A 24,133-nucleotide genomic window follows, 5' to 3' on the forward strand; every position below is an offset into this window, starting at 1 on the left:
TAGAGTAATATTGACCAAATTTTGAAAGCTTTATAATTTCCCAATCAAATTTTAATGATTACTGACTTTGGATTCCAACTTATTTTAATCAATTTAGCCCAAGTTAACAGGCGATCGCTGATGCCACGCCTCAATTTTTATAACAAAATTCTCAAATTTAGATACACTTATACATATTTAGAAACACAATCCAATGCCAACTGTGTTTCTATTTAGTTCCAAATTTGACCAATCTAGTCATCAAATCAGCACCCTGTAAGGGTCATGAAGTAAATTGATTGCGTGTTGAATTTATACTAAGTAATTTTGCTGTCGCCCAAACATCAGGGAAGATGGCACTTTTTGTTGTTACTCGACGTCAATTGTCAGGAAGTGAGTAGTAAACTTTAGTAACGAATACTAACACACGGTTATTTAGATAACAGATTTATATTTTGGTAGAGGAAGCCCAATTATGCGACGTTTACTTTCCGCTTTAGCCGTGACTAGCTGTTTAGTGACTGTATTTCCAGCCCTGACTTGGGCACAAAGTTTACCTGGATTTACGCTATTTAGCGGCATTAAAAGCGAAAATCAACTACCCTTCCGGTTAGATTTTGGTGGACAAGCTAATGGTTGGGATAGATACATATTGAGGATTCCAGCCCAAAGAATGAAATTGGCAGTTGGTCAATTTGCCATTACTTACCCTGATTATTACAAAGGAACTTTTGACCAGAAAAACATTGAAGTCCGAGTCAAAGGCAAAGCTGTTCCGCTTTCTGAGGTGAAGTGGGACAAAGAAGGTAAGCTGATTAATATTTTCCCCCAAGAGCCGGTGCCAGCAGGTAGCGCAGTTGAGGTAGTCTTATCTAACGTGAAAAACCCAGCCTTCGGCGGAATTTACTATTTTAACTGTCAAGTACTCTCCCCTGGTGATGTACCACTATTGCGCTACATGGGAACATGGATCTTGAGCATCAATTAAAAGTGGAGAAATGGGGACAGAGGGTGATGGGGGTGTAACCAATTTCCAATGCCCAATTCCCGATTTCCAATTCCTTATTAAAGTGATACAATTGGAGATTGTGAGTTTTTATAAAAATCACCTAAGAGGAGAAGAGTATGAAAAGAACACTAGGCGGCACTAGCCGTAAGAGAAAAAGAACCTCTGGTTTTCGCGCCAGAATGCGGACACCAGACGGCAGAAACGTGATTAGTGCCAGGAGAAGAAAGGGTCGTCACCGTCTAAGCGTTTAGGGCGTATGTAAGCTAAAAGAGCATCTGTGGCTTTGCCTAAAGCAAATCGGCTAAAATCCCGCAAGGATTTCCAGGCAGTTTTCCGGGAAGGGATTCGGCGTCATGGCTCTTATTTAACATTGAGAGCTTTAAAGCCGTTATGTTCAACAAAACCTTCTTTGGACACTGCCACCCAAACTACACAAGCAAGTGACTCAGCACATCTTGCCAGCACGCGGATTGGTATTTCCATAAGCACAAAAGTAAGCAAAAGGGCAGTGGTTCGCAACCGAATCAAACGGCAAATTACTTCTGCTTTATATAACTTGCTGCCCAAATTATCACCAGGATGGCGGCTAGTGTTCATTGTCAAACCTACAGCAGCAGAATCTAAGTGCGTAAGCCCACAATTTCTGCAAGAATTAGAGCAGTTGTTGGCACAAGCTGAGGTGTTCGATGGGAATTCGTGAAGATGTTTATTATGAAGGTGGCCCCCATACTGGGGATTTAATTGTCAACCTGTTGATTGGGCTAACCATTGTCGGGATACCATTAACAGTTGGGGCAATTGTCAGAGCATTGTGGCTGCGTTTCCGCATCACCGATCGCCGGATTACCGTGACAGGAGGTTGGCAGGGACGCGATCGCACTGACATAATTTACTCAGAAATTGTCAAAGTCGTTACAGTCCCTCGTGGCATTGGCTTATGGGGAGATATGGTACTAACCCTAAGAAACGGCAGTCGTCTTGAATTGCGGGCAATTCCTAAGTTTCGGGAAGTTTATGACTACATCAACGAAAGAATTGCTGCGAAAAATCCTGAATATAGCGCCGCTGCTAACAAGTGATGAGAGTAGGGACTAGGAAGTAGGGAATGCAAAATTTACTCAGATAAAATCCAAAGTTAAGAACTTCCCACTTACCAAAAACTACATACCACTCCTAATTCCCTACTCCCTATTCCCCACTTCTTTTTTTGGGATGTGCGGCTATCCGTAGCGAAGGGTAGTCGCACATAATTTATGATTTAGATAAATTAGATTCAGTCAGTTTACAGTACCTCAGGTTGAATTCAGAATAATGGATTTTGGTATCGGCTTTCTCTCGAACAACGTGATGCTGCCAATCATAGATTTTTTCTATGGGATTGTGCCTAGCTACGGATTGGCGATCGTTGCTTTGACCCTGATAGTCCGCTTCGCGCTCTATCCCCTGAGTGCTGGCTCAATTCGCAACATGCGGAAGATGCGAATTGTACAACCTCTGATGCAGAAGCGGATGGCAGAAATCAAAGAGCGGTATAAGGATGAACCGCAAAAGCAGCAGGAGGAAATGGTCAATGTTCAAAAAGAATTTGGCAACCCCTTAGCAGGCTGTTTTCCATTACTAGTACAAATGCCGGTCTTATTAGCGCTGTTTGCCACTTTGCGGGGTTCGCCTTTTGCAGGTGCGAACTATAGCGTTAACCTACAAATCCTTCCCGCAGAACAAATCGAACAAATTCAACCGCAAGCCTTTGCTACTGCTCCTCAAAATATTTACATTGCTGATGGAGAACACGTTAAAGTAGCTGCCATCCTTCCTAGTGGTAACAAACTAGCGGTGGGAGAACAAACTAAGATCCAATATCAGACTACTGAGGGCAAACCATTTCAGGTACTCTTAGCAGAACACCCAGAAAATAACCTCATTCCTGATTGGAAAGTCACTAAAGGTGAAGATAGGGTAAAAATTGATGCCGAGGGTAATGTAGAAGCCTTGCAGCCTGGAGAAGTCACTATTCAAGGAACAATTCCTGGACTAGCAGCAGAAAAAGGCTTTCTATTTATTGATGCCTTAGGCAGAGTTGGCGCAACTGATCCAGATGGCACAATCCACTGGGATATCGTCGCCATGATCGTCTCCTTTGGAATCAGCCTTTATGTTAGCCAAATGCTTTCTGGACAAAACTCCAGTGGTGGCAATCCGCAGCAGGATACAGTTAACAAAATCACTCCAGTTATTTTTTCTGGGATGTTTTTGTTCTTCCCCTTACCAGCTGGGGTGCTGATGTATATGGTGATTGGTAATATTTTCCAAACCGCACAAACTTATCTTCTCTCCCGCGAACCTCTACCAGAAGAACTGCAAAAAATCGTAGAAACTCAAGAAAAAGAAGCAGTAGTTGCAGAACAAAAGGCATTGCCATTTGAACCAAAAAGCGCCAAGAAAAAGGCGACAGGGGGATCATGAGCAACATTTCGATGGAGCGAGGTCAGCAGTGGTTGAAAACCTTGCTAGAACTCACTGGAATACCTACTGAGATTCAAGGTCATTTAGAAACTGCCCAATCTCAAGATAGCGATTCCCCAGAACCAGACAACTACTGGTTGACAATTGACCAAACTAATTTAACGTCAGAGCAAATCCAGGTCTTAATTGGTGCTGATGGCTCTGTGCTAGATGCGATTCAGTATCTAGCAAATTCGGTTTTAAACTTAAGCCAACCCCCTGAAGAACAAGCTTCTTACACCATTGAGTTGAATGGCTACCGCGTCAAAAGAGAAGCCGAAATTCGCGCATTAGCAGAAGCAGCAGCCGATGAAGTGCGCTTTTCTGGTAGAGAAGTGGAAATCAAATCCCTCAGTTCTGCTGAACGGCGGCAAATTCATACATTCTTGAAGGAATTTGGAGATTTAGAAACCTTCAGTCGCGGTAAAGAACCACATCGTCATTTGGTTGTCCGTCCAGCTTCTTTGGAAGAAGTTAGGAGTTAGGAGTTGTTCAATTTTGGATTTTAGATTTTAGATTCAATCCAAAATCCAAAATATAAAATTGGCAGAGCTAGGAGTTTATTGAAGTTCATAACTATATAATTTCAAAATTCCTCTTGTTCCTAAAAGCTAAAATAAAGATGTAGCATCAGTATAATTGCTGGTAATCAAGATAATTTTTTAGTGAGAATGTCTCACAAATCCTATGGACGCTATTTATATTCCGCAGCTAGCTAAAGCCCCGGAGCGGACAGAGGAAGTTCAGGTTCAGGAATTTCTGCCTGGTCTGGAAACATTGACACCAGTTCGCGGTCATGTACGCGTGCAGCATCATGGCAATTACTTGGAAGTGTCCGGTCAGGCAGAAACAATTATTACTTGTACCTGCAACCGCTGTTTGCAGCAATACAATCGACGTTTAGGGCTTGATACAAAGGAAATCATCTGGTTAGACGAAACTGCAAATCAGCCAAAAGACTTGCCCTTAGAAAGGGAAGTAGTTATGGAAGATTTACTTGAAACCCTACCACCCGATGGTTATTTTTATGCCAACGAATGGCTGTATGAGCAGATGTGCTTGGCAGTACCCCAGCGTCAGCTGTGCGATCGCAATTGTCCAGGTATTCCTGCAATTACTGCTGAGAGTTCTGAGAGTTCTGATAGTCCTGAAACTCCAGTTGATAACCGTTGGGCTTCTCTGGAAGCACTGAAAAAGCAACTTCCGGGGTAGATATAGCACTTCCCACTCAGATCCGGTACAACATTATATCGCCAAGTGTAGGGGCACGGGCAGTGCCGTGCCCCACGGGTGTACCTCATGTAAACGAGAACCGCTGTAGTTAATGCGCCGTAATACAGGAAACGGCGCATTAACTATCTATTTCTGAGTATGAATTGCCTAGAGTACCTAACGCACTCTATAAACTCTACTAATTTTATAACCACATTCTCTAGCTAATTCTGATGCCATTTACTTTAGTAAAAACTGTATCTTGTGGAATATCTTTGAAGTAATTTTCCATAACATCTTCAACTTGCTTAAGCTCTCATAAATTTGCTTATCATTTATGACCTTAAATAGACAACTTAAGGAGTTATGAATTTGATGTAAGTTATTCTCTCGAAGTTGTATAACTTTGAAAACTTCATCTCTAGAGAGATTAATATTAACAGATTTCTCTATAATTTTTTGACCTATAACATCAAAAGAATAGAATTATTGATATTCTTTCCCTATGTAACTATCTGATAGTAATACTATAAATTTAAAGGTACTAAAAAGCTCGATATAAGCATACAGTATTTTTTCACTAGGATTGCCTACAACAAATAAAGTATGTAAAACTTCTATATTTTATGAATTGGAATTAGTAATATTTTCTGGCAATAGTTTGTAAAAAAGCGAAAAAATGAAGTAGTTTTAAGCACCTGATTATCCTGACAGGTGATTCAACTTTACTCACCACAAAAGAGCGATCGCCTTTAAAAAATATTTCACATAGAGCGTTTGCTCGTGCGATCGCTATGAACTGGTAGATGTTGGTTTTTTGGTTGTGAGAGGCGATACAAACCTGAACAATGAGAGAAGAACTAATAATCACAGCTAAATATGAACTTCCGTGAAGAGTTTAAACTGCTGCTACGCGCCCGTTACCCGTTGATTTATATTCCCACCTATGAGGAGGAACGGGTAGAAGCAGCTATTCGGGAAGAAGCAACTAACCAGGGTAATCGCCCTGTTTATACTTGGGATTTTGTCGATGGCTATCAAGGAAACCCCAATGATGTTGGGTTTGGGCGACGTAACCCCCTACAAGCTTTGGAATTCATCGAAAAATTACCAGCTTCTGCACCTGCGGTATTGATTCTCCGAGATTATCATCGCTTTTTAGATGATGTAGCGATCGCTCGCAAACTCCGCAATCTGTCCAGACTCCTCAAGTCGCAACCAAAAAATATTGTCTTACTGTCGCCACGCATCGCCATCCCTGACGATTTAACAGAGGTGCTGACAGTCGTCGAGTTCCCCTTACCCGCCGCCCCAGAAATTAAAACTGAGATAGATCGTTTGTTACAAAGTACTGGTAACTCACTTTCTGGCAAAGTTTTAGATGACTTGGTGCTATCTTGCCAAGGGCTTTCGATGGAACGGATTCGCCGAGTTTTGGCAAAAGCGATCGCTACCCACGGAGAATTGCGACCAGAAGATGTGGATCTGGTTTTGGAAGAAAAGCGCCAAACAATCCGCCAAACCCAAATCTTGGACTTTTACCCCGCCACTGAGCAAATTTCTGATATTGGCGGACTGGATAACTTGAAAGACTGGTTGATTCGGCGGGGAGGTTCATTTACCGATCGAGCGCGACAGTACGGATTACCGCACCCCCGTGGTTTAATGTTGGTGGGTATTCAAGGAACTGGTAAATCGTTAACAGCAAAAGCGATCGCTCATCACTGGCATTTACCTTTGCTACGTCTGGATGTGGGAAGGTTATTTGGTGGTTTAGTGGGTGAATCAGAATCTCGGACTCGCCAAATGATCCAAGTAGCTGAAGCCCTCGCCCCGTGTATTTTGTGGATTGATGAAATAGATAAAGCCTTTGCCGGGCTTGGTAGCAAAGGTGATGCCGGAACAGCCAGCCGTGTATTTGGGACTTTTATTAACTGGCTAGCCGAAAAAAGCTCACCCGTGTTTGTCGTCGCCACCGCTAACGACATCCAAGCCTTACCGCCAGAAATGCTTCGTAAGGGGCGATTTGATGAAATTTTCTTTGTGGGATTGCCCACCCAAGAAGAGAGAAAAGCAATTTATGATGTTCATTTATCCCGATTGCGCCCCCATAACTTAAAAAGTTATGACATCGAAAGGTTAGCATACGAAACGCCTGATTTTTCTGGGGCAGAGATTGAGCAAACTTTAATTGAAGCGATGCACATTGGATTTAGCCAAAACCGCGACTTTGCTACCGATGACATTTTAGAAGCAGCCAGCCAGATCATCCCCTTGGCACGAACTGCTGTAGAGCAAATTCAGCAACTCCAAGAATGGGCTGCTGCTGGGAGAGCGCGTTTAGCATCTAAACATAGTCCTTTGAGCGAACGCCTCCGGCGCACTACGTGAACCCATTCAACAGTAGCTACAATAATTGATTAGTTAATAATTGCTAGTCAATAGTCAACAGTTAATCATGAATTACTATTGACTATTGACTATTTACCACTGGTGATCAGGTTTTAACTATGTTGTCTGGCTTAACAAAATTTATACTTGGGTTTTTCTTAGCGATCGCTGTCTTAATAGGTGGCGGCGCTGCAATTGCACTCTATTTCATGAATCGCACCGGCATACCCCCTGCCAAACCCGTTTATTCCAACGATAGCCCCTCGGTGAAAGCCCAAGCTCCCAAAGCAACTACACCTGGGACTCAGGCTCAATCGTCTCCAAGCTCAACCTCTACTCCCACAGAATCGCCAAAGGCTACCCCATCAGCAAAACCATTGCCATCGGGAGCTTACCGAGGGCGTGTTAGTTGGGCTGAAGGCTTGAGTTTGCGATCGCAACCAAATCAAGAAGCTGAACGGATTGGTGGGGTTGCTTTTAATCAAAAAATTATTGTCTTGGAAGAAAGCGGGGATAAAGGCTGGCAAAAGATTCGTTTAGAAGGTAGCGAACAAGAAGGTTGGGTGAAAGCAGGTAATACTGAAAAAGTTGATGAATAATATGCATGGGGAATGGGGCATTGGGCAAAACAGTTCCGAGCCAAGAAGCGAGATTTTTCACTCAGCACGGGCTAAATTCCCCGCTATCGCTAACAGGACTCAGCACTACTACTCCCCACTCCCCAAGATATTTACTTGTAAAGAATCATACGAAAAGTAATTATTACACAGAGAAAGTAGTATACTTGTTTATAGTCATCAATTTAAAAAAAGCAAGTGAAAACAGGGGTAGATAGCTATTTAATCAAGCTCGCCTCAGTCTACGAGGCATCCGAAAGCATCAAGGTTGTTCCTATCGTAGTTAATTTCAAATTTTTAAATTGGAAAAAGTTATCTACTAGTGCTGCAATAAGTCTTCTATATGTAGCACTGATTACGGGGCTTCTGAGTATCGCTGGGCAAGCTTTAGCACTTCAGAAAATAGGAAGTAATGGGGCTGAAGTTAGCAGTAGCCAGAGGTGTTTAAAAAAGTTAGGCTACTTTAACGGCCCAGTGACAGGTAAGTTTGCTAGCTTGACTCAAAATGCTGTGATCAAATTCCAGCAAGCCAACAGAATACCTGCTGATGGAGTTGTGGGTATTAATACGCAACGATCCTTACAACGAGCATGTCAGGCTAGAACTTCTAATAGGAATACCAGTGGCGCATTGCCTAGGCGCAGCCTGCCGCAGGCATCGCCAAGTGGTCAATATCCTACTCTGTCTCAAGGCAACACTGGTGCAGCAGTTACAAGATTGCAACAGCGTCTACGACAGTTAGGCTATTTTAATGCTAATCCCACTGGGAATTTTGGACAAATTACTAAAGATGCTGTAATTTCATTCCAGCGAAAGTATCGCATATCTGCTAACGGAATTGTGAATCGACAAACTTGGAACGCACTACTGGGTTCCTCTCCAACTCCAGCCAGATCAAGTCTCTCTACTCAACAAGTGAGAGAACTACAAGTGCGTTTGCAGCAGCTCGGTTTTTTTAATACTAATCCCACTGGGAATATTGGCCCAATGACTAGAGAAGCTGTCATCCAATTCCAGCGAAATTATCGCCTACCTGTTGATGGCATCGCCAATGCTCAAGTTTTGCAGGCAGTGCGTAGAGCCTCCACAGGTGGATATGCTACTCAACAACCAAGCAGAAATTATCTGACTGTAGGTGATCGAGGAGAGAATGTCAGATTAGTTCAAGAGCGTTTATCGCAGTTGGGTTTCTCTAATATCAATCCTGATGGCTTTTTCAACGATTACACCAGAGAATCCGTAATTGCATTCCAGCAATATTCTCGGCTTAATTCTACTGGAAATGTAGATTGGCAAACTTGGCAAGCATTAGGGTTGAATAGCTTAACTGAGGGCAATTCTGTTGAGGCTAATGGTTATGTCTTAGCTGAGACTAATGACTATGTAGCACCTCAAACTCGCTATTTACCTCCTACTAATAACGTAGTGCCTGTTACCAATGGCAACACATTAGTTGCTAATAATCCCTACAGAGTAATAGTGCCAATTTCCAATAATGATACTCTGAGTAAAGTGCAACAATATATACCCAGTGCGGTCACAGAGCAATCCAATTTAGGGGATTATGTGAATGCTGGAGCATTTAGCGATCGCGCACAAGCAGAAACGCTAACGAAAATGCTCCGCTCTTATGGGCTTGATGCACGGGTAAAATTCAATTAACTAATTCGTAATTCGTAATTCGTAATTAAATTGACAAACTCAACTGCGAACCTTCTTGAGTTTTATTCACTTCAATGCGGGCTTGGAAAGCTTCTTTGAGATGGGGCATATGGGTGACAGTGAGAATGCAGGCGAAATCGGAAGCGATCGCATTAATCGCTGCAATTAAGCGATCGCATCCTTCGGCATCCTGTGTACCAAAACCTTCATCCACAATCAACAATTGCAACGCCGCCCCCGCCCGTTGTGCTAATAATTTCGCCAGGGCTAAACGGATGGCAAAGTTAATCCTAAAAGCTTCTCCACCAGAGTAAGTTTCATAAGCTCGCGTTCCTCTAGAATCGGCGATTAAAATATCTAGGGTGTCTATCAGCTTGGCATTTTTCTTAGTTGATTTAGCACTCCTTCCAGCTTTTTGGGTAATAAATTGTACATGAAACTGATTACCACTCAGTCGCGAAAGTAGTTGGTTTGTCTCAGCTTCCAGTTGCGGTAACACATTCTCAATCATCAGTGCTTGGATGCCATTTTTACCAAAAGCTTGCGCTAATTCCTGATAAACACGATATTCTTGCTTGCAAGATTGTAGTTGCTGCTGCTGTTGTTCATACTGAATTTGCAGCGTTTCTAATTGATGCGCCAGCTGTTCTAAACGCCCCAACTTTGCTATTTGTTCATCGAGTTGCCGTCTGCGTATTGCTAACTGCTGCTCTAAAGCTTGAATTTGGGCAGATGGGTTAGCTGTTGCTTGTAATTGCTGGATAATGCTTTCAATTTGTCCGCCGAGTTTTTGCCGCTCCGTTACTCTGGCGCTTCTGGAATCCTCTAACTCTTGCAATCTTGTCTGGAGTTGGGGATACTGCTGCTGGGCTGATAGGAGTTGTTGATACCGCAAATGCCAAGATTGAGCTTGGCGGACAGCTATACGCAGATTGTTGTGCTGCTCGGAACTGTAGCCAATTTCAGTAATATGACGCTCAAGAGCCGCGATTTGTTTAGCACATTCAGAATCAGTCTGATCTTGCTGGATTCTGACTTGTAATTGAGCAATTTGGGATTGTAATTCTGGTTTTCGGGCTAATAGTTGCGCTTGTCGTTTAGTAGCATCTTTAATCTGCCCTTGTTTAATTTCTGCCCATCGCCACCGCTCAACTTCGCTCCGGGCGAGGGCGTGGTCTTGTTCATTATAATTAGCTTGTTGCAGATATTGGTCTAGCTGCCGGAGTTCGGCTTGTTTATCAGGAGCGTAATCACCAGCTTGGAGCGATTGCTCTAAATGTTGTTTTTCAGCAGCAATTTGTTGTAACTGTTGTTGCACATCAGTTGTAGCTTCTAACTGGGCTGCCAACTGTCCCCGTTGTTCACGTAAACCGTCGTAGCCCGCCAATTGTTGAGAAATTTCGCGATATTCCTGCCTAAGTACCTGGATTTCTCTGTCTGACACAGCCATTTGTTCTCGGACTACCCAAAACTGCCCTTGGGTATCCTCTAACTCAGCCTGGGTTTTTTCCACCACTCGGCTCCAGTGATGTTCGTCTAAAGGACGTTCGCATAATGGACAAAGAGCTTCAGGATTTTGGAGCATTTGCAATTTTTGCTCTAATTCTCCCAGTAGCTTTTCATAGTCACGTTGATGAGCTTGCAGACGTTCGATAAAGTGCCGCCTTTCATGCCCTTTTTCCTGCACTCGTTGCAGATAAACCCGCTTTTTCTCCAGTTCCTCAATCTGAATTGCCACATCCATCACCGCTTGTTGCAGTTGCGGTTGGCGGCGGTGCTGGCGTTGCAATTGGTTTTCAGTACTTTGGAGTTGTTCGAGTCGCGCTACTAAACCAGCATGAGTGCGATCGAGTTGGCTTTGTAAAGTTGCTCGTTGTTGCAACAACGGAGTCACTTGCATTTGTAGTTGATTTAAACGAGCAACATGGTGACGGGCTGCGGCTAATTGTGCCAAAGCAGCTTCTACTTCACCCGCTTTAGTTAGAGTTTGTTGGATATCTCGCTCTTGTTGCTGCAAAGCTTCTAACTGCGCTTGGGCTTGTTGCAGTTGCCGTTCGATTTCGTGAATTTGTTTGGTAAGCTGTTGTTGCTTTTGTTGGCGACTCTGCCCAGCGCGGGTGTATTCTTCAAATTTGGCAGCAAAGGCTTCTTCTTGAGATTGGAGACTTTGATATTGGGCATACCCAGCTTTAATTTCAGTTTCTTGGTGTAATATTTTTTCTAAATCTGATAGCTGAGAGCCAATAGCTGATTGTTCTTGTTGGAGGCGATCGCAATCTTGGGTAAGATTTTGGTATTGCTGCTTCACAAAGCTGAGTTGTTGTTCCCAATTTTGGCGCTGGTGCTGGACAACTTGCAAACTTTGTAATTGAATATTATCAAAGGCTTGTACCTGTTGCAGTTGATTGAGTTCGGCTTCTAACTCGACTCTTTGCGTTTGGGTTGTCTCGCGTTGTTGCAGCTGAATTTTAATCGACTCTAAAGAACGCTCTAACTCTACTGCCCTGGCTTTGAACTGACGAGAAGATTCCTTTGCCCGTTCTTCCAAATCATCATACTGATTGAGTTTCAACAACTCCGCTAAAATTTCTTTGCGTTCCGTCGGGCGTTTGAGCATGAATTCATCTGCACGACCTTGACGTAAGTAGGCAGAATTAATAAATGTATCGTAATCGAGCTTGATATGTTCTAAAATCAAATCTTGGGTTGCTCTTACCCCTTTACAAGTGAGTGAGCGAAACCCAGATGGGATTTCTATTTGAAATTCAAGAACGCTAGTACCTCCCCGAATTCGGGTACGAATCACCCGATATTTTTGCTGGTTACTTTGGAAAGTAAAATCAACCCGAACTTCTTTCGCACCAGAATAGATAACATCATCTTCAGCAGTAGCACGGCTTTCACCCCAAATTGCCCAAGTGATTGCTTCCAAAAGTGAAGATTTACCCGCACCATTGGAACCCGAAATACAAGCCGTATGCAAACCACGAAAATCTAAAGTTGCATCACGGTAACTAAGAAAGTTTTTGAGGATAAGTTGTACTGGGATCATTCACGCTATAGCGCCACATCTACTTTTAATAATTAACAGTACAGATGCACTGTTTGTTAGTTTAGCTATCTAGATATCAGGTTTCTAGTATTGAAGACATCAATTTTACAAAATTTAACAATATAATAAGCAAATTTTTCTTGTTGCATGAAAAAGTTTTGCTGTCTTTGGAGAAAAATGAAACTTTCTATGGAGGCATCTGGTTATTTCTTTGTGTTGTTTGAGAGAAAAACATGCTTATTTGATTTGTGAGAATTGAAAGTTACAGATCCCTGACTTTTCAAAGAAGTCGAGAATTTTGTCTCTTAGGAATTATTTAGGATTGCTAGAGTCGCCAAGAGAGAATTTGCCATTAGCTAATTGCGATCGCCATCGCTTGACCTAGACCGAGGTATCAACAATCCAATAGATGTACCGACAGCAAATTTTGTTAAATCTAGAAATGGAGGGCGACTCTTCTCGTCTATAACTGCAAGAGTGAGAGAACCAATCACCATAATCAGCGTTACAACAGCCAGCACTTCATCTCTTGATAGAAATTTGTTAGATAACATTGACCGACTCCTGAATTAGTTGATTCAATAAATTACATTTACTGTCTCAACTATGACTGGGAGATTTCGCTCAAACTTAAGCTGACATACCCTAACATTGCCTTACAGGTGGATTGTCTAAATAGCGATTGTTATGTCAGCCGTGAAGTGCGACAGCAAATAGAAGATACTTTGCTATTACCGATCGCAGAGATTAAACAGCTTCAGCAGTACTCTTAAATACCTATGTAACAGATAGCTTATCTTTTAGTCTCACAGGGAAATCATTCGTTAAGAAAACGAAAATATTTCCTCGTTCAAAAAATTGCCTTTGACAAAGAGTTTTAACCTTAACCCAAGCGTATAGATTTATGGAAGAGTGAATTACACCACTTCCCACATCACGAATGAGGTTCTCCAAGCAAGACAATTGAGCACTTCAATTCTCGAAGTAACTGCGTTGTCACTTCGCTGACGGCTAATCCACCGGCTGTGCGATAACGAACGGAACGTAACACCGCTAAATCAAATGCCTGAGCCTCCCGAATAATGGTTCTAGCAATATCATCACCCCTAATTGTTTGGATATTCGTATTCACCTGTAATTGGCCTTTAGAAGTAATATCAGACAATTGAGATACAAAGTTTTCTACCCGAGTCGGTGGTGTTTTGCGATCGGATACGTGTAACAGAACTACTTCTGCCTGATTAACATCAGCCAAAATTTGGGCAAATCTCAAAGCACCGATAGTTTGGCGCGTTAAGTCTCCAACTGGTACAAGAATTCTTTGAATTGTCTTAGGACTACTTAAAAGGCGTGTTACTGCTACTGGACAGTGAGAAGACCAGAAAACGCTATCAATTACACTACCAAATAAGCGGGCACGCAAACCTGTTGTCTGCGACCAACCCATCACTACTAAACTAGCATTTTGTTCTCGACTTGTGCGGCTAATCCCCAAAGCTGCATCATCATCAATCCGAATTGCTGGTGATACTTCCACCTCAAATTCTTGACTGATTTCTTTAGCTAAATTCAATCTTTCCCGGCTTTGGTCGAGTGCAGTTACTAATTGCGGATCATCCATCTGGATATGTGCTCTAGTAATAGCTAATGGCACAATTCTTCCAGATTCATGACTAGCCAACAGTGCTGCCATTTCTATTAAATAGCGCTGGGTTTGAGGGTTGTATATTGGCACTACTACAGTAAATGGATATTGATTTTTCTCTACTAGCTGATCTTCATTACCTTGCCACCAAGTTGTCAGACTATCAGTTTCAAAATCTGTCTGAGAAAGCTGTAGTGAAGGAGCAAATCGTGCTGTTATTATGGGGCCCAGAATTGCAGTTACCAGCATGAGGACAATCACACTGTTTAAGACAGCTTCACTGATTAAGCGCTCACCAGCAGGATTTACCGTTTGATAAGCAACCAAGGTTGCTGCTAGTGTGGCTGCTACCTGTGGTAGTGACAATGACCACATCGTTAGCAATTCCGCCGTGTTGTAGCGATACAATAATTTGGCTAAGAATGCTGCTATAAATTTGCTGCCAATCAAAGCTACTACAATTACCAGAGTCAGCCAAATTGAACTGAGGGTTTTGATAAATGCAGGAATATTAATCAATAATCCCATGTCCACAAAGAAACAAGGGATAAATAAAACACTACCAATAAACTCGATTTTTTCTCTGACTGGGCTACGTCCTAGAACATCGTTGACAGCTAAACCTGCTAAAAAAGCACCAACAATTTTTTCAACTCCAATTACCTGTGCTCCCACAGATGCCAAAAATAATGCTAATAATATAAACAAAAACTGGTTACTTTGTTCATCCCCAGAGCGGCGAAAAAACTCTTTTCCTGCCCAGTCAAAGCCAAACAGGACAACAGCAGTGTAAATTGCTAATCCACCCAATAAAATCGCTAAACTCATGGCGGAGAATTCTCCTCCATGAATTCCAACACAAATCGCTAATACTAGCAAAGCACCTGTGTCAGTAAAAATTGTGGCACCAATCGTGACGGTTACAGCTTCATTCGTTACCACTCCCAGACGACTCACAATTGGATATGCCAAGAGGGTATGAGAGGCCAGTAAAGAACCAATGAGGACGGAGGCATTCCAATCAAAATTGAATAATCGTCCTGTAGCAATGCCAGCAATCATTGGAACTAAAAATGTTAAAATGCCAAACCCAATTGAGCGATTTCTAGTTTTACGAAACTGCTCTAAGTCAATTTCTAAACCCGCTACAAACATCAAATAAAGTTTGCCGATCTCTGAGAGCAGATTGATAGTTTCAGACTCAGGGTTTAACAATTTTAGTCCATTTTGCCCTAGTAATATACCTGCCACCAACAACCCAACTAATCCAGGTAGCCTTAGTCGCTCAAATATAGGAGGTACAGTAAAGATTACTGTTAGGAGAATTGTAAATGCAACGATCGGACTGTCTGTTAGGGAGTTCAGTGCCATGTTTAATAATTAAACCTAAATAGGAAATTTACAATCAATTAACATTAACATAAGAAATTTTACTTAAAATTTCTGCTGGCTTCAGCCTTATTAGTTACAAACAATTAAATCTTTAACAGCATAAATGTTGCGATTGCAATCATGATTCTACCTTAAGAAGGGGTTTTCTACATCTACAGGGTGAAATAATAATATAATTTATACTAACGAAAATAGTCGATATTTAAATAGTAGTAAATACTCTCAAAAATTCATAAAACGACAATAATTTATTAAATATAGCGGTTCTAGTTTGAATAATTAGGGGCGCACATCTATGCGCCCCTACTTCTCTGCACGATATCTAGAAAAATCTGGAAGACCGCTCTTATAGGTTCCTATCAATGATAATTTTAAGCATTGGGAACCCCTAAAAATCAAAGTTTATGAACGCAGCCGACGATAAAACAATTGTTCGTGAGTATTTCAATTCCACAGGGTTTGACCGTTGGAAACGAATCTACGGTGATGGCGAAGTCAACAAAGTCCAACTAGACATCCGCAATGGACACCAGCAAACAGTGGATACAGTTCTCGGCTGGCTAAAGGCTGATAACAATTTACCAGAGCTATCTATCTGCGATGCTGGGTGTGGTGTCGGTAGTCTTAGTATCCCCCTAGCGGTAGATGGTGCCAAAGTCTATGCCACCGATATTTCTGAAAAAATGGTGGAAGAAGGCAAGGATAGAGCCAAGCAAACTTTGGGAAATGCTGAAAATCCCACTTTTGCCGTGCAGGATTTGGAATCGTTGAGTGGTAGTTACCATACCGTTATTTGCTTAGATGTTCTCATCCACTACCCCCAAGAAAAAGCGGATGAGATGATTTCTCATCTCTGTTCTTTGGCACAGTCGCGGATAATTCTCAGTTTTGCGCCGAAAACCTGCGCCCTGAGTATACTCAAGAAAATTGGCAGTTTCTTTCCCGGGCCAAGTAAAGCGACTCGTGCATATTTGCATCGTGAGGCTGATGTGGTGAGAATTTTAGAAAGTAATGGCTTTTCATTACAACGAAAAGCGATGACGAAGACTCGTTTCTATTTTTCCCGCCTACTTGAAGCTACACGTAAGTAAAGTTAAAATCGCAGCAAGATGAATACTATGCCTTTGCTGCGATTTGAAAATCTCAAGCTTAACACTGGTAAGTATTCTAGTTGGCGCTAAGTTCTACTTTTAATCTTGGCGTAGGCGTAGCCCGTCAGAGACATCGCTTTGATTTGGAGCATGAATAATTATCATAGCGATGATATAGCCTTACCTAAGTAATAATTGCAATACTATACGTAAACTTTAACTTACTACGATCGCTTTTCTCTGTGACAGTTGAAGGTGCGGAATGTGGAATAAATACTGGGAGAACCATGAGCGATGCTATCGAAGCAGCGCTTACAAACCTATCGTCAGGAGTAGATTGATATACTAGAACCTTTGCGAAAGTCAGGTTAAAATCGCTAGCAAAGTTCAAATCTGAAGTGGAACTATGAAAACTGCTGAAAAATTGGCTGCCGGTTGGCTACTGACACTTGGATTCATGTTTGTAACTCTATCAGCAACAGCGGCATTTGAAAAATTTGCTACACGTAAAGCCATCATAATACCCACAGATGAGTATGAGTTTAACGCACCAAATGCTACTTATGAAGATGATAATGCTGCTGTTGGTGGTTTAATTTTTGGTGTTCCTACCTTAACACTGGGTACATGGTTAGCATTGGGATTATACCGTCAAAGCCGACAGGAGAAAAAGGCGCTTAATCAACAAGTTAGCGATCGCCTGCAATCGATTTTTTATGAGATGCTACAAGAAAATCATGGGCGCGTCACTGTTTTAGGCTTTGCAATGCAGTCACAACTACCCGCAGCTAACGCCAGACAATATTTAGATGAAAAAGCTAAAGAATTCAATGCAAACTTTAAGGTGAACGAAGAGGGCGCTGTATCATATCATTTTGATGTCTAATTGATATCTAATGGCCCGTTAAATTCCACACCAACTTACGGCTAGGTCTAATGACGCAGATTTTTTTGAGCGTAGCTGCCATTTTAGGCGGTTTGTCAGTTGCTGCTGGTGCTTTTGCTTCCCATGCCTTGCGGGAAAAAATTAGTGAGCGATCGCTAGAAATTTTTGAAACTGGCGCTCGTTACCAAATGTATCATGCTCTGGCACTTTTTCTAGTAGCAATACTAATTAGTCGCACCGAATTTCCTCAACCCACTCTCGTAGCCAGCGGATGGCTGTTTATCATTGGCATTGCTATTTTCTCAGGTAGCTTGTACGCCCTTAGCTTAACTGGTATTAAATCCTTAGGAGCGATTACACCGCTAGGCGGTGCAGCCTTTCTTGCTGGTTGGGGTACTTTAGCTTTTGCTGCTTGGAATTTGAAGTTGTAAAAAAGTTAGAAATTAAAAGTTAAGGGAATACCAAAAAATCAATTATCCGATATTTGTAGGGTGCATTAATGAAGTGTAACGTGCCATCTATTAGTTCACCTGTGTTACCTCCTTCTATCTAACGCCCCCTACAAATTGGATAGTTTTTTAATTGGAAGTCTTGTAAGCAACAAGAATATTTTCAAACAGGATTTACAAATAAAGTTTAAATATTTGTTATCAGATAATTGACAAACATAACGGTAAAATAGAAGTAATATCATAATTTTAACAAGGGACAGAGTTTGTCATCTGATTACTAATAAAAACACAACTAAACTAGTGCCACTACTCTATAAATGATGTATAATAAAAAATTCAAACTATCAGATTTTTGTTTTAATAAAAACTAGCGCGGAAATTTAATAACTCATAATTCATAACTCTTATACCATTTCTGTTTAAATCTGCGCCTATAGGACTGATGCAAAACTACAGACTGTAGCGGCAATTCATGTGGACGCATACTCCTAGGTCGAAGATACAAATACGCTGGTAAGGGCATGGCAATGCCATTTCCCTACGAGAAATCTATATGTATCAGGATTTTTGTGAATTGGTATAAGCGTCCCGCAGGGAATGTAGAGAAGCGGTTTACCGTAGGGTATTACCGCTACGTGAATAAAGCGCAGCCTCACATAGAATTGGTATTAGCTCTCAGGCGTACCAGCAAATTATGCAAAGCCGCATTCGCTGAAGGTACTTCAGGTAATAGGCTAGATTTGTATGCTTCCTGCAACTGATTACGCAGACGTTCATATTCTATTTGATGAAAATCTATATTAACATTTGACAAAACAGACCTTTCTTCCCCTGCTAGCTTTTGGGCAATTAAATCAGGAATATATGGTAAATTGAAAACCTCATTTAGCTTAATTAGATTAGCTTCAACTCTACCTGTTTGCATCAAATAAATTCCAGTCAACAAAACTCGATAAACATAAAGTAATGGCTTTAATCTATGGGTGTGTTCTTTTTCAAAAAGTTTCCATTGTGTTGCTGCAAAACCAATATAATGGTAATAATGGTGACGGGTAATGCAATCTTTGGCAATATATTTTAATTCCTCATGTTCTGGTGAAGTTGTTATTATTAAAGGTGAATATAGTTGTTCTAACACATAACCATTCTTTTTAAGTAGCATTAAAAAGAATTTTTTGACATCATGAGTTACTAAATCAATTTCTAAAGATTCGCGAACTTCGGAAACTTCAATAGTTTCATTCCCAGTCTCTAACCCCACTACTTCTTGAACTAGTAAAATATGCACCCCACGCAAGTCATAATCAGAATCAGGTGACGGAAAACCATATAAGTGGGAACCACTAATAATGGTGAATAAAAGCGGGTAAGGCTGTTGCCCAATAATTGTGTTAATAGAAGGTGGAATATTCATCATGTGCCGTTTACTTGCTTACCTAGGTTCGCCTGTTTCTTTAGAATATCTTTTGTATAAACCAGAACACTCGCTGATAGTCCAGAGTTATCAACCACGCGAAATGACTTCTGGGGTAGTAAATGCAGATGGCTTTGGTGTGGGTTGGTATCATAGCCAAAAAGATATCGAACCATTTATCTATAAAAATATCCTACCTATTTGGAATGACATAAACCTACCCAGTCTCAGCCGTTATGTTGAATCAAAGTGTGTACTTGCTTATGTCCGCAGTGCTACATCTGAACAAGCCGTAGATTTTGCTAATTGTCAGCCCTTTAACCATCAACAACAGCTATTTATTCATAATGGACGAATCGAAAATTTCCGCAAAACATTACACAGAAAAATCCGCAGCACTTTAACTCCAGATTTTTATGAAAAAATTAATGGCAGTACTGACTCCGAACACATTTTTGCATTGTTACTTTCACAAAGTAAAATTAATAAACATCGACCCCTAGAGTATGCTTTACGTACTACATTATTAACACTATTAGAGATGGCAAAGCGCTATCAAGTAGAAGCCTCAATCAATGTAATCTTTAGTGACGGACATCGGCTGATAGCTTCTCGCTTTGCTACCACTTCCCCGGCTCCATCTCTTTATTGGATTCGAGATGATCCGACTTTTTCAAAATCTGTAATTATTGCGTCAGAACCTCTATTCATAGGTAATTGGAATGCTTTTCCCGAAAATAGCATCATTACTGTGGAAGCAGACTGTGAGATCCAAATTGAGCAAATTTAGTGTGAAAAAGTCTATTTTTCAAACCTTCCATGAATGTTGCCTGAAAACTTTTGCACTATTTTAAGATATGAATGAAACCACATTCTGTAGTCAGCCTCATCCTGAGAGCCGCTTTGGGTCATATATATTGCCATTTGAATGGGAAAATACCTAAAAATAGCTTTAAAGCTTGAGCAATATTGCTCAGGCATGATTTTATTAGCTATGGCTATATGTTTCACTAATTAGGGTAAAGGTTTGCCATTAAAGGTAACCTATTACGCCAAGCATACGGAGGTTTAATGTCAATATCTAAAGCTGTCAACAGGAACGTTACTTCTCAAAACAGCGTTGAAAAACGCTTGCAGATACAGCATCTGATAGGAGCAACTCAAATAGTTGCATCTAGTATTGGAAGTGATGTAGTGAAGGGATTGACTCAAACATCTAAATCTCTACCCCCCTGTTACTTTTATGATGACCGTGGTTCTGAGCTATTTGAGCAAATCTGTGATTTACCAGAATATTATCTCACACGCACAGAAACAACGATTTTACAGCAGTTTGCTGGCGAAATTGCCAATATAACTGGCGTTTGTGAATTAGTAGAACTTGGCAGTGGCAGTTCTACTAAAACCCGCATTTTACTAGATGCCTACCAGCAGCTAGGCTATCCCCTGCATTACTTACCAATTGATGTGTGTGCAGGTATATTGGAAAGTAGCGCCAAGCAATTATTAAGAGATTATCCCTTACTGCAAGTTTATGCTTTAGCGGGAACCTATGAATTAGCCCTTGCAAAACTCCTACCGACGCAATTACCCAGCCGGATGATTGGTTTCATTGGTAGCAGTTTAGGTAATCTTACACCTCGTGAGTGCGATGTGTTCTTCTCTCAAATTACAGAAGCCCTACAAGTAGGTGAGTATTTCTTGTTGGGGATAGATTTACGAAAGCCGAAACAGATTTTGGAACCAGCTTATAACGACAGCCAGGGAGTGACGGCAGCATTTAATCTCAATATGCTGGAGCATTTAAATCAACAGTTTGATGGCAATTTCGACACCATGCAGTTTGAACACTGGGCGTTTTACAATGAAAGTGAGCATCAAATAGAAATGCATTTACGCAGCAAGCGATCGCAAATTGTAGAATTACGCGCTCTTAATCTCAAGGTTAATTTTGCACTAGGTGAGACTATCCTCACCGAAATTTCCCGCAAATTTGACCTCGATACTATCAAGCAGCAACTCACTGCACAGGGTTTATTACCTCTTCAAGTATGGACAGATCCAAATCAATGGTTTGGTTTATTGCTCTGTCAAATGCAAGCATCAAGCAAATCAGAGTATGCCTCATATATATAGGGGTTCTCAGTTGAGTCCAATATAGACTTAACAAAAACAGTCCACACCAGTGAGAGAGATTCTAATTGTTCTCTCTCACTGGTGTAGTATTTTCACTATATAGTGCTGTATATTATGTTTTAAGACACATCTCTATCAGCCCAAATGAGTAAACTAAATATTTAGCCCCTGATTATTGCTGCATCGAAGGTGTGGGAAAAATTCTACTGGATATAGGAACCCGTGGCTTCGGCTTAGTTGCAGTTATATTGGCATTAGTACCAGAAGAGTTATTGGCTGCCTCTGAGAGAATAGGTGGTTTACTATTAGTAGAATTGGCAAAATCACTCAATTGGATAGCCGAAGGTGAATTTGAAGATATGGAAGTAATATTCTCAGTATTTTGGCTGTTGGATTTTACCGGAGTTTCAGCTTGAGATGGAGTAATAATGAAAGCCGAACTTGTTCCTAATACCAGTATTAGCAGATTAGAAATATATTGTTGCATGGGGATTTTTCAAATCGGTTAATAAATTTTTAAAGCTTCAAGAAGTTGTATTTGTTCTCAGTTCAAAATAAAATCGTGATTTTCCAAGATAAATCACTCCACTCACAAATAAAACCTGATTACAGCGATTTTCAGATGAATAGACTGGTAGGTACCACATGCTTCAGACTTGAATGCCGCTGAGTACATCGATTCATTGACAAAAATCTAACCCCTTCAGTTACCTTTCCTGCAAGGTATAGGGAAACTAAACTCTGGTCTCCTTTTAAGAGTAAGAGAGCGGTTATTCTAGAATTACGGAATCTATCTTATAAAGAGTCTGCAATATAGATACACCTGGAATAATTGACGTTTATTTATCAACTAAGCCAGCACAACTATTAATAATTTAGTTGAATTTATATTCTTATTAAAAGAGGAATTTTACTGAAGTTTTTGACAAACATAATTTTCAGTCAATCAGGTATTAAGCCGCATATTTAATGAGCTACAACCAATAGTATATAAACTTTTAATAAAAGATGACTTTTATGAAGTGGATTTCATGAAAAATATATGTATGCGTTTAGGGACAGATAGTAATCTGCCTATGTTATGGAAATACTGATACAATTTTTTGTTTAAAGCAGTCCTAAATTATTGATGAAATTCTCTATTCGATAATCTTTACAATTTACATAAGATTGCTAGATGAGTTTATCCATAGACATCGTAAAGCAGCATCCCGTTTCTATCATACGAGCCAGCTAACAATTAAAGTAAATTTTTTATCTATGTCGATATTGTAAGGTTTACTATCCTATCTGAAACTTTCAGAGCAACTGTTCATTTTTACAAGTTAAACTAGACTTCTCTAATTAGTGATGGCAAACCCGCACTCCTATTTTTCTGGAAATATATGAAATTTAGAACCTTCAAATATCCCTTCACACTCATGCTAGTCAGCTTTAGTTTTTTGCAGACAGCTGATGCTCAAACTCCTGTAGCTAAAATCTCCAAGCTATCTCAGGAAGCTTCTGTGCTTCGGAAACAGGGCCCAAGCGGGTTACAAATATTTCTTAAATCCTATGCCGATACGTTAAATATCAATTCTTCAGATGCAGTTCTACCTTCCCCTACACTCCGGCTAGCTTTAGACGAACTCTGCCAACAACGGGACTGTTACGCCTCTCGTCTGTACTGGTACACTGATATAGAACAAGCCAAAGCTGCTGCCAGAACTAGTGGTAAACCTATTTTATCTCTGCGGTTGCTGGGCAGGCTGGATCAAGATTTGAGTTGTGCTAATAGTAGGTTTTTCAGGGTAGCGCTGTATCCGAATAGTGAAATTTCTAAACTGCTTCAAGACCGCTTCATTTTGCACTGGCAATCAGTGCGTCCTGTACCCAAAGTAACTATTGATTTTGGCGACGGACGCAAGTTGGAGCGGACGATTACAGGCAATAGTATTCACTATGTATTGGATGGGTCGGGTCGTCCAATCGATGCAATTCCAGGGCTGTATAGTCCCAAAGCATTTTTGCGTCAGTTACAGCAGGCTGAAGTAGCAGTAAAAAATTACAGTAAACTTAAACAAAGCGATCGCGAGTCTTTTTTAAGAAAATACCACAGCGATCGCATGAACTCCATCCAAGCCCAATGGGTTGCAGATTTATCCCGCCTGGGTATCCAGTCTCCCCCTAAGTTGCTGCAATCTCCAAGTAATCCCAGTCAGCCACCTACAGCAGAAATAGCAAGTTCTCTAGCAGTTTCTAAGATGGTAGTTGAAAGGCCAATGCTGAATGCTCTCCAGTCTGATGCTGAACAAAATCAGAACGCTTTAGTTAAAATAACCGATCAAGAAGTCTGGAACAAAATCGCTCAACTCTATGCTGCCGATGCCAAGCTAGATCAGAATAGCATTTCTCTAATCAGAGCTAAAAAGTCTCAGCCTGCTAACACTCAAGAAAATAATTTGCCGATAATAGTGAAAAAATTTGAAGCCACAATGGCTTTAGATACTGTCAGAAATGAATATATGTTGCACAGCCAAATTCATCAATGGTTCACGCAGGGTAAGCAAACAAGCAGTGTGGAAGCGCTCAATGAACAAGTATACGCCCAACTATTTTTAACTCCTAGTTCTGACCCTTGGTTGGGGCTTTTTCCCAGCGACAGTTACAGCGCTATTGATCATGATGGCATCCGTTAATTACTTGAAAAGCGC

The 24,133-nt window shown here is 41.0% G+C and carries 22 protein-coding genes; 18 read left to right on the forward strand and 4 right to left on the reverse strand.

The window, feature by feature from the left end; translation table 11 throughout:
- Positions 1 to 454: 454 nt before the first annotated feature.
- From H6G92_RS00695 to H6G92_RS00740, 10 genes are all read left to right on the forward strand, one after another.
- On the forward strand, positions 455 to 967 hold the full coding sequence (locus H6G92_RS00695) for a DUF2808 domain-containing protein (RefSeq protein WP_190889749.1): 513 nt from the start codon (positions 455 to 457) through the stop codon (positions 965 to 967).
- 137 nt (positions 968 to 1,104) lie between these two features.
- Positions 1,105 to 1,239: a 50S ribosomal protein L34 gene (rpmH, locus tag H6G92_RS00700; protein WP_094327629.1), complete on the forward strand. Its 135-nt coding sequence runs from the start codon at positions 1,105 to 1,107 to the stop codon at positions 1,237 to 1,239.
- A gap of 26 nt (positions 1,240 to 1,265) precedes the next feature.
- Positions 1,266 to 1,688: a ribonuclease P protein component gene (rnpA, locus tag H6G92_RS00705; RefSeq protein ID WP_190889751.1), complete on the forward strand. Its 423-nt coding sequence runs from the start codon at positions 1,266 to 1,268 to the stop codon at positions 1,686 to 1,688.
- The gene (locus H6G92_RS00710; protein ID WP_190889754.1) at positions 1,675 to 2,067 is read left to right on the forward strand and encodes a PH domain-containing protein; all 393 of its coding nucleotides are present in this window, start codon (positions 1,675 to 1,677) and stop codon (positions 2,065 to 2,067) included. Before rnpA ends, H6G92_RS00710 begins: the two co-directional genes overlap by 14 nt.
- Before the next feature lie 232 nt (positions 2,068 to 2,299).
- A complete protein-coding gene (yidC, locus tag H6G92_RS00715; RefSeq protein ID WP_190889756.1) occupies positions 2,300 to 3,451 on the forward strand; it encodes a membrane protein insertase YidC in 1,152 nt (383 codons plus the stop codon).
- Positions 3,448 to 3,975, forward strand: coding sequence for a Jag family protein (locus H6G92_RS00720; protein WP_190889758.1), 528 nt, complete (start codon positions 3,448 to 3,450; stop codon positions 3,973 to 3,975). Before yidC ends, H6G92_RS00720 begins: the two co-directional genes overlap by 4 nt.
- 202 nt (positions 3,976 to 4,177) lie before the next feature.
- The gene (locus H6G92_RS00725; RefSeq protein ID WP_190889760.1) at positions 4,178 to 4,702 is read left to right on the forward strand and encodes a YceD family protein; all 525 of its coding nucleotides are present in this window, start codon (positions 4,178 to 4,180) and stop codon (positions 4,700 to 4,702) included.
- A gap of 879 nt (positions 4,703 to 5,581) precedes the next feature.
- Positions 5,582 to 7,093, forward strand: coding sequence for an AAA family ATPase (locus H6G92_RS00730; RefSeq protein WP_190889762.1), 1,512 nt, complete (start codon positions 5,582 to 5,584; stop codon positions 7,091 to 7,093).
- 119 nt (positions 7,094 to 7,212) lie between these two features.
- The gene (locus tag H6G92_RS00735) at positions 7,213 to 7,692 is read left to right on the forward strand and encodes an SH3 domain-containing protein (protein ID WP_190889763.1); all 480 of its coding nucleotides are present in this window, start codon (positions 7,213 to 7,215) and stop codon (positions 7,690 to 7,692) included.
- 216 nt (positions 7,693 to 7,908) lie between these two features.
- Positions 7,909 to 9,372 (forward strand): peptidoglycan-binding domain-containing protein, encoded by a 1,464-nt coding sequence (locus H6G92_RS00740; RefSeq protein ID WP_313889924.1) that lies wholly within the window; start codon positions 7,909 to 7,911, stop codon positions 9,370 to 9,372.
- 25 nt (positions 9,373 to 9,397) lie between these two features.
- Here H6G92_RS00740 and sbcC read toward each other — a convergent pair whose 3' ends face one another.
- Both sbcC and H6G92_RS00750 read right to left on the reverse strand, forming a co-directional pair.
- On the reverse strand, positions 9,398 to 12,424 hold the full coding sequence (gene sbcC, locus H6G92_RS00745; RefSeq protein WP_190889764.1) for an exonuclease subunit SbcC: 3,027 nt from the start codon (positions 12,422 to 12,424) through the stop codon (positions 9,398 to 9,400).
- A gap of 356 nt (positions 12,425 to 12,780) precedes the next feature.
- On the reverse strand, positions 12,781 to 12,978 hold the full coding sequence (locus H6G92_RS00750; protein WP_190889765.1) for a hypothetical protein: 198 nt from the start codon (positions 12,976 to 12,978) through the stop codon (positions 12,781 to 12,783).
- A 96-nt stretch (positions 12,979 to 13,074) separates the two neighbouring features.
- Here H6G92_RS00750 and H6G92_RS41010 point away from each other — a divergent pair, with 96 nt between their 5' ends.
- Positions 13,075 to 13,197: an NACHT C-terminal helical domain 2-containing protein gene (locus tag H6G92_RS41010; RefSeq protein WP_390664722.1), complete on the forward strand. Its 123-nt coding sequence runs from the start codon at positions 13,075 to 13,077 to the stop codon at positions 13,195 to 13,197.
- Positions 13,198 to 13,358: 161 nt separating this feature from the next.
- Here the strand turns inward: H6G92_RS41010 and H6G92_RS00755 are convergent, their stop codons facing one another.
- Positions 13,359 to 15,440 (reverse strand): cation:proton antiporter domain-containing protein, encoded by a 2,082-nt coding sequence (locus H6G92_RS00755; protein WP_190889766.1) that lies wholly within the window; start codon positions 15,438 to 15,440, stop codon positions 13,359 to 13,361.
- Between the two features lie 425 nt (positions 15,441 to 15,865).
- Here H6G92_RS00755 and bchM point away from each other — a divergent pair, with 425 nt between their 5' ends.
- The 3 genes from bchM (at position 15,866) to H6G92_RS00770 (ending at position 17,869) form a co-directional block, all read left to right on the forward strand.
- Positions 15,866 to 16,552, forward strand: a complete 687-nt coding sequence (gene bchM, locus H6G92_RS00760) for a magnesium protoporphyrin IX methyltransferase (RefSeq protein WP_190889767.1) — start codon at positions 15,866 to 15,868, stop codon at positions 16,550 to 16,552.
- A 406-nt stretch (positions 16,553 to 16,958) separates the two neighbouring features.
- A complete protein-coding gene (locus H6G92_RS00765; protein WP_190889768.1) occupies positions 16,959 to 17,438 on the forward strand; it encodes a hypothetical protein in 480 nt (159 codons plus the stop codon).
- Between the two features lie 50 nt (positions 17,439 to 17,488).
- A complete protein-coding gene (locus tag H6G92_RS00770) occupies positions 17,489 to 17,869 on the forward strand; it encodes a DUF423 domain-containing protein (RefSeq protein WP_190889769.1) in 381 nt (126 codons plus the stop codon).
- A gap of 673 nt (positions 17,870 to 18,542) precedes the next feature.
- Here H6G92_RS00770 and H6G92_RS00775 read toward each other — a convergent pair.
- A complete protein-coding gene (locus tag H6G92_RS00775) occupies positions 18,543 to 19,307 on the reverse strand; it encodes a nucleotidyltransferase domain-containing protein (protein ID WP_199344636.1) in 765 nt (254 codons plus the stop codon).
- Between H6G92_RS00775 and egtC the strand changes: the two genes are divergently transcribed.
- The 4 genes from egtC to H6G92_RS00795 all read left to right on the forward strand — a co-directional run bounded on the left by egtC (position 19,306) and on the right by H6G92_RS00795 (position 24,118).
- Positions 19,306 to 20,094, forward strand: a complete 789-nt coding sequence (egtC, locus tag H6G92_RS00780) for an ergothioneine biosynthesis protein EgtC (RefSeq protein WP_190889771.1) — start codon at positions 19,306 to 19,308, stop codon at positions 20,092 to 20,094. The two genes, H6G92_RS00775 and egtC, sit on opposite strands and share 2 nt — an antisense overlap.
- Positions 20,095 to 20,375: 281 nt before the next feature.
- Positions 20,376 to 21,440 carry an L-histidine N(alpha)-methyltransferase gene (gene egtD, locus H6G92_RS00785; RefSeq protein WP_190889773.1) on the forward strand — a complete coding sequence of 355 codons (1,065 nt, stop codon included), beginning with the start codon at positions 20,376 to 20,378 and terminating at the stop codon, positions 21,438 to 21,440.
- Between the two features lie 191 nt (positions 21,441 to 21,631).
- The gene (locus H6G92_RS00790; RefSeq protein ID WP_190889775.1) at positions 21,632 to 21,856 is read left to right on the forward strand and encodes a hypothetical protein; all 225 of its coding nucleotides are present in this window, start codon (positions 21,632 to 21,634) and stop codon (positions 21,854 to 21,856) included.
- A 969-nt stretch (positions 21,857 to 22,825) separates the two neighbouring features.
- Complete coding sequence (locus H6G92_RS00795; RefSeq protein WP_190889777.1) at positions 22,826 to 24,118, forward strand: hypothetical protein; 1,293 nt, start codon at positions 22,826 to 22,828, stop codon at positions 24,116 to 24,118.
- Positions 24,119 to 24,133: the final 15 nt, after the last annotated feature.

The organism is Nostoc foliaceum FACHB-393 (assembly GCF_014698505.1).
Taxonomy (GTDB): Bacteria; Cyanobacteriota; Cyanobacteriia; order Cyanobacteriales; family Nostocaceae; genus Nostoc; species Nostoc foliaceum_A.